Source organism: Mucilaginibacter sp. UR6-11 (assembly GCF_020880695.1).
GTDB lineage: Bacteria > Bacteroidota > Bacteroidia > Sphingobacteriales > Sphingobacteriaceae > Mucilaginibacter.
This window is the reverse complement of the sequence record NZ_JAJIWO010000004.1, coordinates 363,813-381,098: the sequence shown is the minus strand read 5'-3', so window position 1 is coordinate 381,098 and position 17,286 is coordinate 363,813. Positions and strand designations below refer to the sequence as shown.

Genomic DNA, 17,286 nt, shown 5'->3' with positions numbered 1-17,286 from the left:
ATGTGAAGTATCAGGAGCAGGAAGAACGAAAAGAAGATGGCTCGACTGATTTGAAGTTGTTTTGACGAATACCTCTTTCAGAGGTTAGAATAAAGCCCCCACCTTAGGTGGGGGTTGTTTACTGTAATCACATAACCTTATAACTGTTTATGGAGATCGGCTTAGTGATTATCTTTTTAATGGTTACAGACTTATTTTTTAAGGATCAGCAGAATTGCCAGTGTTGCGCCCACCTGTCCGATCCAAACAATGAACACCCACTTTACCCAATTGCGGATGTCGTTACCCAGGTCATATTTAACCTTTGACAGGTCATCTTTAGTAGCTAATGCCTGGATGTTGTTTTCCACAGATCGCTCTGTTTTATTATCAATGTATTTAAACATGGCCTCGGCGGTGTCGTTACCTAATTTTTCTGATAACAACTGATACAACCGGACGGTTTCTTTTGCTTCTAAGTACATAATAAATATGGTATTAATATGCTTACATCAAAGTACAATATGATTTTCAACGATGTAAAGTGATAAGGTTTAGGTTATTGATAGGGTTACACAGATTTTTCCGATATGATATAAAGTGATAAGGTTTAGGCGGCAAAATCAGTATAATCAAAGCAAATTGGTGTAATCATTTATTAGTTGCGGCTGCTTACCTTTAAAAATTCGTTCACTACAATCTCTGAGGTGTACTTTTTATTGCCGTCTTTATCTATGTAACTTCTGTTATTTATCCTGCCTTCAATAACAATTTCGTCACCTTTTTTCAGGATGTCTTCGGCTATTTTAGCCTGGGCGCCCCAGATCACCAAGTTATGCCATTGGGTGTCTGTTATCTTTTCGCCTTTATCATTTTTGTAGCTCTCGCTGGTAGCCAGGGATAGCTTGGCCAGCTTTTTATTAGTGTCAAATGTTTTTACTTCCGGATCCATACCCAGGTTACCTACCAGGCGTACGCTGTTTTTTAATGAGTTCATAACTTTTGATTTATCGTGTGTGTTTTTAATTGACGATACAAAAGTGCAGCGGGGCCCGAAAATTAGTCGGTTATTAAGCGTTTATAGTCGACAATATACATTTGCAAACGTTTGCAAGCGGATATATAATTGACTACCTTAGCCTTATGGAAATCGAAAAAACCTGCCTTGATTGTGGTAATCCTATTCACGGCCGTGCCGATAAAAAGTTTTGCAACGATCTGTGCCGCAATAATTATAATAACCAGCTCAACAGTAACAGCTATAACCTGGTGCGCAATATCAATAACATCCTGAAACGCAACCGCCGCATACTGGAAGAAATGAACCCCACCGGCAAAACCAAAACCACTGCCGCAAAAATGGCCGCCAGGGGTTTTAACTTTAAATACCTAACCAATAAGTACGATACCCAAAATGGCAAAACTTACCACTTTTGTTATGAGTACGGCTATTTACCGCTGGATAACGACGAAGTTTTGCTGGTAAAACGCGAAGAAAAAACCGAATAAATGTCATAAAAAGTTTTAGTGCCGGTATTTTACAAAACTGTGAAACGGCACCGAATGTTACTATCCATATTTGCCCGTAAAAAACATAATATGCCAAATCTATTCTCCCCCCTAAAAATAAAAGATATCGAATTCAGGAACCGTATCGTCGTGTCGCCGATGTGCGAGTATAGCAGTACAGATGGCTTTGCCAACAACTGGCACCTGGTACATTTAGGCAGCAGGGCGGTAGGCGGCGCCTCACTGGTTATTACTGAGGCCACTGCTATATCGCCCGAGGGCCGGATCAGTTATGGCGACTTGGGGATCTATGAAGACGAGCATATCTCCAAACTAAAAGAGATCACCGGCTTTATCCACGCCCAGGGGGCCGTAGCCGGCATACAACTGGCTCATGCGGGCCGCAAAGCCAGCCATGAATTGCCTTGGAACGGTAATGCGCAGATCGCGTCTGACCAGCCGAATGGCTGGAAGACTCTGGCCCCAAGCCCCGTGCCCTTTGCCGATACCGAAGAAGCGCCGCAGGAACTGGATAAGGCCGGGATAGAAAAAGTAAAGGCCGATTTTAAAGCAGCCGCCATCCGTGCCGTAACGGCCGGGTTTAAGGTGATTGAGCTACACGCCGCCCATGGCTACCTGCTGCACGAATTTTACTCGCCGCTAAGTAATAAACGTACCGACCAATATGGCGGATCATTTGAAAACCGCGTACGCCTGCTACTGGAAGTGGTGGCCGCCGTAAAAGAAGTTTGGCCCGCGGGCAACCCGCTGTTTGTGCGCATATCCGCAAGCGACTGGACCGAAGGCGGCTGGACCATAGACGACTCCGTTGCGCTGGCTAAAATTTTAAAGGATGCCGGGGTCGACCTTATCGACTGCTCATCGGGTGGTAATGTGCTTGCTAAGATCCCTTTAAAACCCGGTTACCAGGTTGAGTTTGCCGAAGCTATACGCGCCACCGGCATACTTACCGGCGCTGTAGGTTTAATAACCGACCCTAAGCAGGCTGACGAAATCATCCAAACGGGTCGGGCGGATATGGTGATGCTGGCGCGCGAGTTGTTGCGCGACCCTCATTTCCCGCTGCGCGCCGCGCACGAGCTGGGTTATACCGGGGTGAAATGGCCCGTGCAATATGAGCGTGCCAAATGGCCCGCTTAACGGTTGATGTTAGGGTCGCCACCGGCTATGATTATTTAACTGAATATTAAAGATTAGTTAACGCATCGCCGCAGGCAAAACTTATTAAATTTATATATTTACATACACAACAATAAAACCAAAACTAATATGAAACGCACCGCACACGCCCATTGGAACGGCACCTTAACCGAGGGCCAGGGAGAGATCTCTACCCAGAGCACCATATTAAATAATACGCAATATTCATTTAAAACCCGTTTCGCCGATGGCATTGGCACCAACCCCGAAGAGCTGATTGCCGCCGCGCATGCCGGCTGCTTCACCATGGCCGTGGGTGCCGCCCTTAGCCAGGCCGGCTTTACCCCGGGCGACCTGACCACCGATGCCATCCTTGACCTTGATATGCAGGCGCTTGCCATTACCGGTATCCACCTGGAGCTTAAAGGCACGGTGATTGACGGCGTATCTGAAGATAAATTTAAAGAGATTGCCGAAGGCGCTAAGGCCAACTGCATTATCAGCAAGGCGCTGAGTGTGCCCATTACGCTAAATATTAGCTACCAATAAGCAACAACGTCACCGTACAGTATTATTAAGCCGTAACCCCGGGTAATCATCATCCGGAGTTACGGCTTTTTTGTACCCGTGAACGGTTATCGCCATACTACCTTAGTGATGAAGATCATTTTTAATTGACTGATAATGAATTAGTTTTATTACCTAAAGCTGATTTGGCATGACCGATTATGAGTTTACCGTTGAATATCTTAAGGCAATTGAAAAGCAATATAAAGACTACTTCGATACTGCAAGGCGCGGCATCATGTCGTGCGTAGTTATTGAAGGTAAAAAACTGGTCACTGTCCACATCACAGAGCCTGATCTGCCGGCCGAAATAAAGCACGATATTGAAATGATGTTTTGGGTAGAGTGATTAACGCCTACTAAGCCTGAAATAATTGTGAGGCAGTAAAAAGCAGGTTATGCGACTATTTTACGCCGACGGCCTGTTTGCGGCGGCGGCTCCAGATCTGGCCCATGTGGCGGGTAGGGACTGAGTCGCCCAGTAATTTGCCCCAGGGCTTAAGGCCCTCAATACGGTCAAATATGATTTTGAGCACCGCTATAAACGGTATGGACAAAAACATTCCCGCCAGGCCCCACATGGCGTTGCCCAGCAGCACCACCACAATGGATATTAATGAGTTGATCTGCACTTTTGAGGATACAATGCGCGGCACCAGTATATTGTTATCAATAAACTGGATCACTATGTAGGCCAGTATTACCAGCAGTTGGGTACTGTAGCCATCTTTAGTTACGGTGACCATCAACACGGGCAGGGCAATAGCTATAATGCCACCCAGGTAGGGCACCAGGTTTAGTATAGCGCCAATACAGCCTATCAGCAGGGCGTACTTAACCCCCAGCGCAAGCAGCGCCGCCGAGTTCATGGCCGCAACAATCATCATCTCGATCAATAAACCTACAATGTAGCTTTGTATGGCGGTTTTGGTTTGCATTAACACTTCGCTTACTTTTTTTGAGTTCTCTTCGGCAAAAACCTCGTATAAAAAATTAAGGATGAGGGTTTTATAATACAGCATTAAAAATATGTATACCGGCAGTAAAAATATAATGGCCAAAGTACCCAGTAATGATCCCAGGGTACTGCTTACGATGCCCTGACTGCTGTCCAGGGCAGACTTGATCATTTGGTCCTGTTTTTTTACGGCCAGGCCAAAGGTTTGGGCCACCCAGTCTTTAACCTGTATAAATAACTCGGCAAATTTTTGCTGCAGCGCCGGTAGCGAGTCGCCAAACTGGATGATCTGGGTGGACAGGAAATAAAATACGCTGGCCACACCTATCAGCATAATAAGCATAGCCAGTACAATGGCATAAATTTTACGCAGGCCCAGCCGCTCAAATCGGTTACAAAGCGGGTTTAATAGGATAGATAAAAAGGCGGCAAAGGCCAGGGGCACCATAATATCAATCAGTTGTACAAAAATATAAACCAGCAAAATAAGCCCGAACAGGATAACGGTGCTTTTTAAATAAAATGGATATTCTTTAATGGCCATAACAAATAAGCTTTACAAACAAAGGTAAATTAGCCTTAATTGTTTTTGAAAAGGTTTCCTGCCGGGGTGCCGGCGGGTATGGCAAAACAAAGCTCAGTGCCCTGGCCAAGGCTGCTGTTGGCCCATATACGGCCGTTTTGCTTTTGGATCAGATCTTTACAGAACAGCAGGCCCATGCCGGTGCCGCTTTCATTTTCAGTACCGGCATTGCTTATTACCTGGCTTTTAAACAGGGTGTTAAGATATTCGGGGCTCATACCTATGCCGTGGTCCTTTATACAAAACTCCACCTCGTCTCCCTGTAACGATGCCGAGATCTCGAGCACCCCGTTGCGGTTTGAAAATTTGATGGCGTTGGTTAAAAAATTATGGATCACTATGCGCACGGGGTTGGGGTCGGCCAGTGCAACGGCATCTGGAGCGAGCGCCAGCTGAACGATTATATTTTTTTGTTGCAGCTTATCTTCCAGGTGCAGCAGTTCGCGGTCAACCAGGCCGGCCAGTAAAAAGTTTTTGGTTTTATTTTCGCTGGCGTCAACCTGGCTATTTATCCAAAACAAAAGGGTATCTAAAAAGTCGCTGGTATGCTCAAGTGTGTTAAACACCTTGGGGGTAAGCTCAATAAACTCGGCGGCGGTAATGCTGGCATCGGTCATTAAATTAAACAGGCCGCGCAGGGTGCTTATAGGCGCGCGCAGGTCATGCGCCAAAACACCTATAAGGCGGTCCTTTAAAATATTTAGCTCATTTAGCTTGGTGGCTTGTGCGTTAAGGTCCTCCTGTTGCGATATGATCTCTTTATTCTTTTCGGCCAGCAGGCGGTTAATTTTTTGCTGCTTGCTTTTGGCGTTGTAATACACCAGTATAATTATGGTTAAAATAATGATAATGGCTGCCGAGATCAGATTCTCATTGCGCTGTTTATCCAGGCGTTGCTGGTATACCAGCTCTTTTTTCCGCTGGCTGTAGGCAAGGTCGCGCTGCTTTTTATTAAAGTCGATCTCGAGGTTATAAAGCATTACTTTATTGATGCTTTCATTATGCCTCAGGTCGCTTTTGTAGGCCGAGTATTGCCGGTGCTGCTGATAGGCTTCCTCAAAACGTTTAAGGCCGGCCAGCGCCGTGCTTAGTTGCAGGGTGGCATCGGTCATCGCTATCAGGCTGTTTAGCTGACGGGCGGTTTTTTGGGCCTGGAGTGCGTATTTATAGGCCAGAGTGTAATTTTTTTCAAGATTATAAACCTTGGCCAGGCCCTGATAAGCATAGGCCTTATTATAGCGTATTTTATTTTTTAATGCCGATTTCAGCGCAAGGTTAAGGTAGCGCTTGGCGCTGTCTTTATAGCCTGCAAAGTAATTGTACAAGCCCAGGTCATAATACACCATGCCAAGGCCCTCGCTGTCATTCATCCGGGTGAAGATGGCGTGTGCTTTACGGATATAACCTATTGCCTGCGGATATTTTTCCTGGATGATGTAGAGGTCGCCGATGTTAAGGCAGCCCGTGCTGATGCCCTGCTGGTCGCCTGCTTTTTGCCACAGGGCCAGGGCGCGGTTATAATAGGTCAGGGCCTTTGGGTAAAGCTCCAGCTCCTGCATAATAATGCCTATGTTGCTGTATTTATCGGCGGCCCGCCGGTTGTTATTATATTTGATATCAATAAAAAGCGATTTGAAATAGCAATCCAGCGCTTTTGACAGATCACCTTTGCTATCGTAGCTGATTCCCATCAAATTATAGCAATGGCCTTCGTCGATTTCGCTGGGTGTTTTTAAGCAATAAGCCAGCGACTTGCGGTATAGCTGCAGAGCGGCATCGTAATTACCCAAAAAATCCTGGATATGGCCCAGCCCGTTATAACTGTCGCTGATTCCCTTATAGTTGTTAAATTGCTGATAGATTTTTAGTGCTGCATTATAGTTTTTGGCCGATTCGGTATAGTTACCCCTGAAGGTGTTTACGGCGGCCAGTTTGGCGGTACCGTTAGCCACGCCCAGGTTGTAATTTATTTTCTTGGCGAGGCCGATTTCTAATTTGCCGTAATAATAGGTGCTGTCTGGGTATGAATCAAAGTATTTGGCGGCCAGTTTATCAATACGCTTGATGGTAGTTGTATCAATAGCCTGCGCGTTGTTATTTAATACCGGTGCTATGAGTCTTTTAAGGCTATCGACCGATTTATCCTGCTGTTTGGCCATCAGTTTAAAACTGGCCAGATTAAAAATAATAAGTAGGACGAAATAAGGTCTCAAGCGGTTATTATTCGATAGTTAATAAAGAATAAAAGTATAACTTATTATTTAAAAAGTATCGGTAAATAATAAATACAAAACAGCCCGCTTAAAACGACTAAGCGGGCTGTTTTGTTTATTAATTAAGTTTTTTTTATTTAAGCAAATTCTTCCAGCTTACCAGGTCGCCAATGATCTTATCCAATTCATCAGCAGCTACCCGCTCTTGTTGCATGCTGTCGCGATGGCGGATGGTAACGGTATTATCTTCAAGCGTTTGATGATCAACCGTGATGCAAAAAGGCGTTCCTATGGCATCCTGGCGGCGGTAGCGTTTACCAATGGCATCTTTCTCTTCATATTGCAGGTTAAAATCAAGTTTAAGTTGGTCCATAATCTCGCGGGCTTTTTCAGGCAGGCCGTCTTTTTTAGTCAGCGGGAAAATGGCGGCTTTAACCGGGGCCAGGCAGGGGTGCAGGTGCAACACGGTGCGGCTATCCTGTTTCTCGGCAGTGCTCAGGTCTTCTTCCTCATAGGCATTTATCATGGTTAGCAGGAACATCCGGTCTAAACCTATGGAGGTTTCAATTACGTAAGGGATGTAGTTGCCGTAAGGTTTATCAGTAGCCGGATCAATTTCCGGATCAAAATATTGCATTTTTTTGCCCGAGAACTGCTGGTGCTGGCTCAGGTCAAAATCAGTACGGCTATGGATGCCTTCAACCTCTTTAAAACCAAACGGGAACTCAAACTCAATGTCATAGGCGGCATCCGCATAATGGGCCAGCTTGGTATGTTCGTGATAGCGGTATTTAGCAGCGTCGGTACCTAAAGCAAGGTGCCATTTAAGGCGGGCTGCTTTCCATTTTTCAAACCACTCCTTCTGTGTGCCGGGGCGCACAAAATATTGCATTTCCATTTGCTCAAACTCACGCATGCGGATAATGAACTGCCGGGCAATAACCTCGTTACGAAACGCTTTACCTATCTGCGCTATACCAAACGGAATTTTCATCCTGCCTGATTTTTGTACGTTAAGATAGTTTACAAAAATGCCCTGCGCTGTTTCAGGGCGCAGGTATATCGTGTCAGATTCATCCGCTATAGCGCCTACCTGGGTGCTGAACATCAGGTTAAACTGGCGTACTTCTGTCCAGTTAGCAGTGCCGCTGATAGGGCATTTTATATTTTGTTCGATGATCAGTTCGCGCAGGCGTGGAAGGTTCTCGGCTTTAAGGGCGTTATCCATTTCTACCTGTAATTCCTCGGCCTCGCTGGTTTTGCCTTCCTCGTCAAGTTTGGCTATGCGGTCCTCCAGCAGCTGGTCGGCGCGGTAGCGTTTATTTGAATCTTTATTGTCGATCATCGGGTCGCTAAAGCCATCAACGTGACCGCTTGCCTTCCAGATCTTAGGGTGCATAAATATGGCCGAATCAATACCAACGATATTATCATGCAGTTGCACCATTGATTTCCACCAGTAGGTTTTAAGATTGTTTTTCAGCTCGGCCCCAAACTGGCCATAGTCATAAACGGCGCTCAGGCCATCATAGATCTCACTACTCGGGAAAACAAAGCCATACTCCTTGGCGTGTGCTATAACGTTTTTAAACAGTTCGTCGGTATTCTTGCTCATAATAGGGGCAAATATATATCTTTTTTCACCCCACCCAAACCCTCCGCCTAAAAGCGGGGGCTTTAAAAAATAAAAAAGTCTCGGCTAAAAAGAGATCCCGGGGGATTACCTCATCGAGCTTATCGCCAAACTGTCCTTCGTGCTTGGCGTAATAAAATTGTGTTCCTTTAATAAGGCGTCATTAATTGCCACACCGTTATTGCAGAGGTTGCCTTTTTTATAAACTTCGCTGCGGGCAAAAGGTGTAAGGTTAGTTGTACTGATATCCGTGGTAACATACTCACTTCGTGGATTGTAAGTTTGATCAAGCGTTGTGCCTGAAAACTTACCGCCAATATGTACCATCACATCAAATTTGAAAAACCTGGGATATATTTTATTGCCTGACCGTTCATAATTAACCTCGGCATATCGTTTCAAGACTTTTACGTGGATGCCCAGTAAACTGCGGCTGGGTAAATTTTGCATTCGTGTGGGATCTATTTCCAGCCGGTATGATTGCAGGGTAAAATCATCAGTCAGATGAAATGTTACCCGGTGTATTTTATCAGCAGCTGCAGGTTTTGGCGACACAATTACTACCAGGTCGGTTGAGTTTTGCACGCTTTCCATGGTATAATTATAATACTTCAAGTCCTCAACCGGGAAGTACTTATCTATCATTCCATAAAGCATGGCATATTCAAAAAGCCTGTTGGGTGGCACTTTTGAGTCCAGATAAAATTCTTTAGCGGCCGACTTGTCTTTATTGTCTTCTTTTGCTTCGGCGCAGCGGGATGCGATGATCTTTAGTTGCCCGTCATCTGATAATTTATTGGTGCTTCTAAAATAGGTGGTAAGCGCATCTGCATATTCGGTGCATTTATTATTGGTAAATACAAATTCGCGATAATAGCCATTCAATTTCATGGGAGTTAAAAACGCTTTTTGATTATGGATGGTAATGCTGTCCAGCAATTGACGCAGCGTAAGTGGTTTTACAGCCACTTCTTTTAATTGCCGGATTAAAGTATCCAGTTGGATCACTAATTCCTGGCTTAATCTAATATTATTCAGGCCTATTTTTTGTGATTTATAGCCCAGGTAATCAATAGCTAATGAATCGGCGGGGGTAAGCCGGGCAACGAGTGTAAACCTGCCTTCTTCGTTAGTAACGGTGCCGATATCTTTGCCTTGCAGACTGATGGAAACGTTAGAGATTGGCTGTTTATCTGTAGCGGAAATCACTTTGCCATTGAGCCTTGTTTGGCTATAAGCGGATAATCCGTTATAAATTAATACAGTTAGGACGATAAGGTTTTTAAGGCGCATGTGGTGACATTATTAATTGCCTCACTAATATACGGTTTTGAAGCGCCTTCGGCGGCAATGATCTTTAGAATAAAGATCATTGCCGCAATTAGATGGTTACCACCAGGCGTTTTCCGGCCGGAATATCCATATCCCAAAGTTTAGCGATATCCTTTAGCTTAACCGTAATAGTTTCCGTTTTAAGTTTACCTGCCGCGGCCAGTTGAAACATATCGGGCAATATTTCGGTAAAAAGCAGGCCAACCTGCTGCCTTGACCAGGCGCCCAAACCCGAGCCGCTTAGCTGAATGTTGACACTCCGGAGGTTAGCTGCCGATAGCTGGATCAGATCGCCGGTTACGCTGCCTACCGATACATACCGGATATGGTTGGTAAATGAGCCGTCGCCCTTTATACAGGCAAGTATGATTTCGGCGGTGTGCCCCCACAGGTAATCTATGATAATATCAATAGGTGTTTGGGCATGGATTGCTTTAAGCTGTGCTTTAAATGACTCATCATCCTGCAAAACAGAAACTACTTCGTCTGCACCAAGTTTTAAGAGGTCATTAAGCGACTGCTGATTTCTGCCGGTTACAATAACTTTTTTTGCGCCGTAATATTTGGCGATCTGGACAGCTATACGGCCGGTAAAACCCGTGGCGCCGTTAATCAGTACCACGTCACCGGGTTGGATATCCGCTTTAAACCTCAGCCCCATTGCCGCGCCAATTACCGCATTAGGCAGCGCAGCCGCTGCGGCATCATCCAGTTCCCGGGGTAATTTAACCATCCGGTCGCGGTCTATAGTCGCTTTCTCCGCCAGCATACCAGATACGCCCATTGCATACACCCTGGTGCCGTCTGCAAGCAAACAAACGCCATCGCCGCCAACCACCCGGCTACCGGGTTTGGGCGCGTTGCTGGTATAGTGCTTACCGGTAGCGCGCCCTTTATCAAAATGTTTAATGGCGACAGCCCTGACCGTTACCAGTAGTTCGTTATTGGTTTGGGCTATGGGATCGGGGAAATCCATATACTGAGGCAATTCGTTTTTGTCGTAAATTATTGCTGCTTTCATTTTTTTTCTTTTTTGTCAGGGGATAAAATTAGCTAAGTAAGCAGCGCGGCGACGATAACATATGTTATCAAATTCAGAAATGTAATTTACCTTTTGCCAGTTTGCTTTTGATGCGGCTTAAATGCACAGTGCTTACACCCAGGTAGGATGCTATGTAATGCTGCGGCACCCGTTGTATAATATGTGGTCTTTCAGTTAGTAATTTTTGATAACGCTGCTCGGGCTTATCCCTGATAAAGGAAACAAACTCATTAATATAATGGGTTTGCCGCCCGGCCGATACCTGCATAATCAGCCGGGCAAAATAAGGCTCGGAACTTAACTCCTCCATCAACCGGATAACATATTGTTTAGGCAATAAATAGACAACCGATGGTTCGATGGTTTCAATAGTGAACTGGCCGGGGGTATCATTAATAAAGCTTTCAAACGAGGTAAGGCCTTCATTTTCAAAAAAGAACTGTACGGTTTTATCGTCTCCGTTGTTATTAAAAAAGGCCCTGACACAGCCTTTCTCAATAAAAATATAATTTTGTGACACTGTTCCTTCTGCCAGCAAAATGGTTTTTGCGGCAACTTCCTGCCGCTGCTGAAATTCAAGATACTTATCCCAAAATGGATTTAATTGCGGAAATTGATTTTTAAAATGGAAAAGCATAGGTTTACTTTATTTTCTTCCTCAATTCGCTTAACGCATTACCCGCTATCCATCTGGCAGCTTTGCTATCCTGTAGCAAAATCCGCTCTGCGCAGGCAATAGCAACCGGTAACAGCACCCTGTTGCGTTTACCAACCTGGCGCAACGCCCAGTTTACAGCCTTCTTTACAAAGTTCCGGTCGTCCCAGGCCTCGCGTTCCATGATGGGGAAGAAGCTGATAAAAACATCATCGGGTGCTTTTTTATTGTGCACCGCGCATGCGGCCATCAGCACAAAGCCGGCGCGTTTTACAAATTCTTCTTTATGTGCACTAAATTCAATTGCTTTTTCAATGGCGTACGGGGTGCGGTCAAACAGGTTGCCGCAAACCTGATCGCAGATATCCCAGGACGTAAAATCTTTGGCCCACCTGTCAATATGTTGTGGTGTTACCAGCGCCGGGTCATCTATCATTGACGCCAGTATGCGCGCCTCGTGGATGTCAGTAGCCCATAATTTTTGCGCCAGCTCATGATCACTTTTGATCTGTTTAGCCAGCTGTCTCAGTTCCGGAATTTTAACGCCAAGCGCTTTTTCATTCTCAATGCCAAAACGCAGCATTCCGTCGCGGTATTTGGCGTCGGCTTTTTGTTTTAACAGGGCGATAACTTCGGTAACATCCATAACGCAGCAGGTTAATTTCCCGAAAATTATAAAATTTAATGAACTTTGTGGCTCAAATGCCGTTTATTGGGTAAACAAAATTTATGCTTAAAACTTTATTTTCTTTTTTGCCGGTGCTGATGGCTACCTTAATTTATGCGCAAACCCATACGGATACATCGGCCGGGCATTCGCCGGCACGTACCTTAACCTATCAGCAATATCAGGCTTATTTAAAAGGTGAAGCAGGCGAGGAACTGGCCCGGGTTGCTGAAATGAACCATTATCCACTACCGGATAAAGTACTGAAATGGCGCAATGAACTAGACCTTAGTCCTATACAAATAAAGAAAATAACTGAGGCCAGCGCTTACCTAAGGCGTCGCAGATTACAGATTGGCGGTTCTGTTATTGATACAGAACGGATGCTTGATAGCATGTTCAGGTATAATAAAGTGCAGGATGGCGGCCTTATTTTTTATGCTAACCGTTATGGATTATACCAGGGCGAATTAAGAAACGCGTTGTTACAGGCCTGTTTATCAACACAAAAACTATTGTCGCAGAAACAAATAGACAGGTATGAAGGCTTGCAGAAACGTAATTGATGAATATGCCGTTCAATTTATTTAATTTAGCGCCCTCATTATTTTAGATATGAAGATTACGTTCGATTTTGAAAAACCATTGGCAGATTTGCTTCACCAGATTGAAAAAGTGAAGCAGGTTGAAGACAAAAATAAGTTAGACATGTCTGCAACAGTGGCTGAGCTGGAGAGTAAATTAGAAGCAACCAAGAAAGAAATATACGGTAACCTGACAGGCTGGCAAAAAGTGCAGATCTCCCGTCATCCCGAAAGGCCATATACTTTACAATACCTGGAGCTGATGTGCGACGATTTTATTGAATTGCACGGCGACCGCACGGTTGGCGACGATAAAGCTATAATTGGTGGTTTTGGTACCTTAAATGGCGAAACAGTTATGTTCATAGGCCATCAAAAAGGCCGCAATACCAAAGAACGGCAGTACCGCAATTTCGGTATGGCTAACCCAGAAGGTTACCGCAAGGCTTTAAGATTGATGAGGCTGGCCGAAAAATTTGGCAAACCGGTAGTTACGCTTATTGATACACCGGGAGCGTTCCCGGGGCTGGAAGCTGAAGAGCGCGGCCAGGGCGAAGCCATCGCGCGGAATCTGCTGGAGATGGCGGTACTTAAAGTGCCGGTTATTTGCGTAGTTATTGGCGAAGGTGCATCGGGTGGCGCATTGGGTATTGGTATTGGCGATAAGGTAATGATGCTGGATAACTCGTGGTATTCGGTTATATCGCCCGAGAACTGCTCAACCATTCTGTTTAAAACGTGGGAGCAAAAAGAACGTGCTGCAGAGATGCTGAAACTGACCTCGACCGAGATGTTAAAAAATAAACTGATTGACGGCGTTATTAAAGAGCCACTGGGCGGCGCACATCAGGACCCGGTTGCCATGGCAGCCACCTTAAAGAAACAACTGTTAAAAGATATTAAAGCCCTTAAAGAACGCGACGTTAACGAACTGGTTACCGAGCGTATAGACAAGTTCTGCTCAATGGGTGTGGTAATAGAAGGGTGATAACAGTGATCCTTAAAGAAAAAAGGCCGGGCTTCATAGGAAGCCCGGCCTTTTTCTTTAATATAATTTGCTTTTGCCGGAGGGGCGCGGCGAAGTAACAGCACGCTGTAAAATTGTAATTGTGCTGCGCATAATGGCTATTACTGCTTCAAATTAACCCCAAAATCTTTAACATAAACATCCAATTGTGCTTTGTATTTATCGCTTAAGCCGGTGTGGTTATAGGTTTTGGTAAGACCCGTTAATCCGTTTAATAAAGAGATCCCAAATTGTACCTCATTCCCGGCGGTTTGTTTACCATCTTTAAACAACGAGTAGTTATAGTTTAATGAATTGGCTACATAATCTTCAATCTGGCTCACGTTTTTGTCAGCCAGGGCGGTTTCACCAAGGCGATAGGCCAGTTCGGCCATATAATACTTGCGCACAGCTATTTCCTGCACCGGTATAATAGCCGGCATTACGTCATCAAATTTATGTAAAGCTTTTTTAGCCAGATCAGGGTGCCCTTCTTTAACCAGCTTATCGGCAAGGTTTAAATAAACGCGGGTAATTAACGGTAAAAACTGGGTTAATGATTCATGATCCAGATAGCCTGCCGTTTTAAAATTGCCCCATTTAAATTTGTTAACCAGGTTATTATACATTACCAGGCTGTTAGTAGCATCCAATGGGGTGGCGGCAGTATCCGGTTTTAAAGGTAACAGGCGATAGGCAAAACCCTCGTTATACATGTATTTACCCAGGCCCATCATATTTTCGGGCGGGCAGGTAACGGTAAAGTAAACCGGTCTTTTCCAGTTGTTATGTGATAAAATATCCATCATAGCTAAATTATCCTTGGTAACATAGGCGCCACCCGGATATGTAAAGTCCATAACCGGGGCAATCTGGTCCTTTTTATCGGCAGGCACGGTGCCTGTTTTAATAACGTCATCAGCATTTACCGTTAATTTAAAGTTTTTGGTAGGCAGGTAATTCATTGATTCGCCATTCTCAAACTGTACCATAGCATCTTTGTTATCTGACGTTATAAAATCAAATACATCCTTTAATTCTAATGATCCCGGTATTTTGGCATCGTTATAATAAATTAAGTCGCGGGTGCCGGTTTTATATTTATTAAAAGCCATGGTAATCGGCAACGGTGCAGACTCATTCATTTTGCCTGTCATCTGCCTGATGTACCAATCAGTACCTAATAAGCTCAGGTTTACAATACGCACATCAGGGCGCACATTTTCAACTTCCTGTATGTACCATAAGGGGTACGTATCATTATCGCCAAACGTAAACAGGATGGCATTTGGGGCGCACGAGTTAAGGTAATCATACGCCATATCATGCGGTGTAAGCTTGGTTGAGCGGTCATGGTCATCCCACTCCTGGTTTGCCATTAAAACCGGGCCAACCGCCAGGCATACCACGGTGGCCAGTAATGCAGCATTGATCTTGCGTTCTTTTTTACTTAACAGATCGGCTATGCAGAGGACTGCCAGGCCTATCCATATTGCAAAGGCATAGAACGAGCCGGCATAAGCGTAATCACGCTCACGCGGCTGCAATGGGTCCTGGTTAAGGTATAATAATATGGCGATACCGGTAAAAAAGAAAAGCACCACCACCACGCCGGCATCTTTTTGGTTGCGCTTAAAGTGGAAATAAACGCCCAGCAATCCTAAAATCAGCGGTAAGAAAAACAGCCGGTTATAAGTTTTGCTTTTGGTTACCGAGTAGGGCAGTACCTTGCTAAAGTTCCAGCCGCTAATCCAGTTGCCGTCTATTCCGTTGTCCTGTCCGTCCATTTCATTGGTCCGGCCCACAAAGTTCCACAAAAAATAGCGGGTATACATTTGGTTAACCTGCCAGCTAAAGAAGAATGAAAGGTTGTCGGCAAATGTTGGGCTCTGGCCTTCGGGCAGTTGTACCCAATCGCGGTAAAATTGCGCGTGGCCTGCCTTCTCACTAAACATCCGCGGAAAGATAGTGTTGTGGTCATAAACAATGTTTTGTTTTTTACCTACTATCTCATATTTGGTTTCACCACGGCGATAAATGTTTGCGCCCTCTGTCTGATCAATGGCTTTTGAATCGAAAAACTGGCCGTACAATAACGGAGTGTCGCCGTACTGATCACGGTTAAGGTAGCCGTTTAAGGCAAAGGCGTCCTGCGGGTTACTGTTATTTAGATTGGTCCCCGCTTTGGCACGGATAACGATCATCACGAACGAACTGTAACCGAACAATATAAAAGCGGTGCAAATTAAAAAGCTGTTTAATGCAAAACGTTTCTCGCGTATTTTAAAACCATACTCTAATATAGCCGCTATAATAACCGACATAAAAAAACCCAAAATACCGGCGCTTATGGTCAGCGTTAACACAAAGCAAACAGCGGCAGTAATAATGGTTGTATTTGATGGCCTAATGGTATAAAGTATCCCGGCAATCAGTGTTGCAAACAGCAGCAGGAAAAATACAATGGCACCGCTGCCAAAACCGAAGCCAAGTGTGTTTACAAAAAAGAGGTCAGAAAAAGCGGCGCCTTTTACCGTGTACTGTATAATGCCCCACAACACGGCCGCCACAATTACCACGCCCAATAAAAACACTTTGATAGTGCCCCAGGTGCTCGCAGATTTTGATTTGCGGAAATATACTACCAGCGCAATGGCGGGTATTACCAGTAAATTTAATAAGTGAATGCCGATTGACAGGCCCATTACATACGCTATGAAAATGATCCATTTATCAGAACGGGGTTCGTCGGCATGCGCATCCCATTTTAAAATAGCCCAGAACACAATAGCGGTACAAAGCGATGACTGCGCATAAACTTCCGACTCGACTGCAGAGAACCAGAACGTATCAGAAAAAGCGTAAGCCAGCGCGCCTACCATACCGGCACCCATAATCAGGATGATGTTGGTGAGATGAAGGTCGTCCTCTTTTTTTATCAGGATCTTTTTTGCCAGCGCGGTAATCGTCCAGAATAAAAATAATATGGTTGCCCCACTGGCCAGCGCCGACGCCATATTAGTCCAGTAAGCTACCTTATCAAGATGCCCCATCGACAATAAAGAAAATATTTTGCCAATCATGGTAAATAGCGGCGCACCCGGTTGGTGGGCTACCTGCAGACGGTATATACAGGCAATAAATTCGCCGCAATCCCAAAAACTGGCTGATGGTTCAAGGGTTAAAATGTAAGTTATTGAAGCTATCAGGAAGGCTATCCAGCCAAATAAGTTATTGATCTTGTTATATTTCATCTGGAAAATATAAGAGGTAATGGTTTAAATCTGAGCCGAAAATAATAAAACTAAGCTGATATTGTGGCTGCCCCCGTTAGGATTTAGCATATTTTAACATAATTTGCAGTCACACAATAAGTTTTATACTTTTTTGAGATTTC

General features: G+C 44.7%; 16 protein-coding genes. 6 read left to right on the top strand and 10 right to left on the bottom strand.

What is annotated here, in order from left to right; genetic code table 11:
* Positions 1-191: 191 nt before the first annotated feature.
* Complete coding sequence (locus tag LJ658_RS12585) at positions 192-464, bottom strand: hypothetical protein (RefSeq protein WP_230546865.1); 273 nt, start codon at positions 462-464, stop codon at positions 192-194.
* Positions 465-637: 173 nt separating this feature from the next.
* Positions 638-976: a single-stranded DNA-binding protein gene (locus LJ658_RS12580; protein ID WP_230546864.1), complete on the bottom strand. Its 339-nt coding sequence runs from the start codon at positions 974-976 to the stop codon at positions 638-640.
* A gap of 146 nt (positions 977-1,122) precedes the next feature.
* Between LJ658_RS12580 and LJ658_RS12575 the strand changes: the two genes are divergently transcribed.
* The 4 genes from LJ658_RS12575 (at position 1,123) to LJ658_RS12560 (ending at position 3,565) form a co-directional block, all read left to right on the top strand.
* The gene (locus LJ658_RS12575) at positions 1,123-1,488 is read left to right on the top strand and encodes a hypothetical protein (protein WP_230546863.1); all 366 of its coding nucleotides are present in this window, start codon (positions 1,123-1,125) and stop codon (positions 1,486-1,488) included.
* Between the two features lie 90 nt (positions 1,489-1,578).
* A complete protein-coding gene (locus LJ658_RS12570) occupies positions 1,579-2,649 on the top strand; it encodes an NADH:flavin oxidoreductase/NADH oxidase (RefSeq protein WP_230546862.1) in 1,071 nt (356 codons plus the stop codon).
* 129 nt (positions 2,650-2,778) lie between these two features.
* A complete protein-coding gene (locus tag LJ658_RS12565; RefSeq protein ID WP_230546861.1) occupies positions 2,779-3,198 on the top strand; it encodes an OsmC family protein in 420 nt (139 codons plus the stop codon).
* A gap of 169 nt (positions 3,199-3,367) precedes the next feature.
* Entirely contained in the window at positions 3,368-3,565 is a 198-nt protein-coding gene (locus tag LJ658_RS12560; protein WP_230546860.1) for a hypothetical protein, read from the top strand.
* A 55-nt stretch (positions 3,566-3,620) separates the two neighbouring features.
* Here the strand turns inward: LJ658_RS12560 and LJ658_RS12555 are convergent, their stop codons facing one another.
* The 7 genes from LJ658_RS12555 to LJ658_RS12525 form a co-directional block, all read right to left on the bottom strand.
* On the bottom strand, positions 3,621-4,718 hold the full coding sequence (locus LJ658_RS12555) for an AI-2E family transporter (RefSeq protein WP_230546859.1): 1,098 nt from the start codon (positions 4,716-4,718) through the stop codon (positions 3,621-3,623).
* Between the two features lie 35 nt (positions 4,719-4,753).
* Entirely contained in the window at positions 4,754-6,916 is a 2,163-nt protein-coding gene (locus tag LJ658_RS12550; protein WP_230546858.1) for a tetratricopeptide repeat-containing sensor histidine kinase, read from the bottom strand.
* A gap of 187 nt (positions 6,917-7,103) precedes the next feature.
* Complete coding sequence (locus tag LJ658_RS12545) at positions 7,104-8,585, bottom strand: glycine--tRNA ligase (RefSeq protein WP_230546857.1); 1,482 nt, start codon at positions 8,583-8,585, stop codon at positions 7,104-7,106.
* A gap of 105 nt (positions 8,586-8,690) precedes the next feature.
* The gene (locus LJ658_RS12540) at positions 8,691-9,896 is read right to left on the bottom strand and encodes a carboxypeptidase-like regulatory domain-containing protein (RefSeq protein WP_230546856.1); all 1,206 of its coding nucleotides are present in this window, start codon (positions 9,894-9,896) and stop codon (positions 8,691-8,693) included.
* Positions 9,897-9,984: 88 nt separating this feature from the next.
* Positions 9,985-10,956 (bottom strand): zinc-binding alcohol dehydrogenase family protein, encoded by a 972-nt coding sequence (locus LJ658_RS12535; RefSeq protein ID WP_230546855.1) that lies wholly within the window; start codon positions 10,954-10,956, stop codon positions 9,985-9,987.
* A gap of 73 nt (positions 10,957-11,029) precedes the next feature.
* A complete protein-coding gene (locus LJ658_RS12530) occupies positions 11,030-11,614 on the bottom strand; it encodes a Crp/Fnr family transcriptional regulator (protein WP_230546854.1) in 585 nt (194 codons plus the stop codon).
* A 4-nt stretch (positions 11,615-11,618) separates the two neighbouring features.
* A complete protein-coding gene (locus tag LJ658_RS12525; RefSeq protein ID WP_230546853.1) occupies positions 11,619-12,278 on the bottom strand; it encodes a DNA alkylation repair protein in 660 nt (219 codons plus the stop codon).
* Positions 12,279-12,361: 83 nt separating this feature from the next.
* On the opposite strand from LJ658_RS12525, the gene LJ658_RS12520 reads away from it, so the two are divergent.
* A complete protein-coding gene (locus LJ658_RS12520) occupies positions 12,362-12,865 on the top strand; it encodes a hypothetical protein (protein ID WP_230546852.1) in 504 nt (167 codons plus the stop codon).
* A gap of 49 nt (positions 12,866-12,914) precedes the next feature.
* Positions 12,915-13,871 carry an acetyl-CoA carboxylase carboxyltransferase subunit alpha gene (locus LJ658_RS12515; RefSeq protein WP_230546851.1) on the top strand — a complete coding sequence of 319 codons (957 nt, stop codon included), beginning with the start codon at positions 12,915-12,917 and terminating at the stop codon, positions 13,869-13,871.
* 140 nt (positions 13,872-14,011) lie between these two features.
* Here LJ658_RS12515 and LJ658_RS12510 read toward each other — a convergent pair whose 3' ends face one another.
* Complete coding sequence (locus tag LJ658_RS12510) at positions 14,012-17,143, bottom strand: DUF2723 domain-containing protein (RefSeq protein WP_230546850.1); 3,132 nt, start codon at positions 17,141-17,143, stop codon at positions 14,012-14,014.
* Positions 17,144-17,286 lie beyond the last annotated feature (143 nt).